Origin of the sequence: Elizabethkingia argenteiflava, assembly GCF_009904105.1 — a bacterium.
Lineage (GTDB): Bacteria > Bacteroidota > Bacteroidia > Flavobacteriales > Weeksellaceae > Elizabethkingia > Elizabethkingia argenteiflava.
Genome location: NZ_JAAABJ010000318.1, coordinates 1 through 262, shown reverse-complemented (window position 1 = coordinate 262; position 262 = coordinate 1). Strand labels below are relative to the sequence as shown.

Below are 262 nucleotides of genomic sequence, written 5' to 3'. Positions count from 1 at the left end.
TATGTGTTGCCAATATTCATGACAGTAAGGCTGGACTACTTTTACTTAGAATGCTAAATGAAGGACTTATGAAGTTTAAATGTATCCTTGCTGATGCTGGGTATAGAGGAGAATTTATAGAGAAAGCCGATAAGTTTTATTCCTATCTGATAAAAGTAGTAAGCAGGGACAAAGAAAAGCTGGCAAAAAAGGAGTTTAAACCTGTAAGTAAACGATGGGTAATAGAAAGAACCTTTTCATGGTTTGATAATGATAGAAGGCT

General features: G+C 34.7%; 1 pseudogene. It reads left to right on the top strand.

Annotated elements, in window-relative coordinates:
- Window positions 1-68 precede the first annotated feature (68 nt).
- A pseudogene (locus tag GNY06_RS03400) lies at window positions 69-262 on the top strand (IS5 family transposase); the annotation flags it as partial.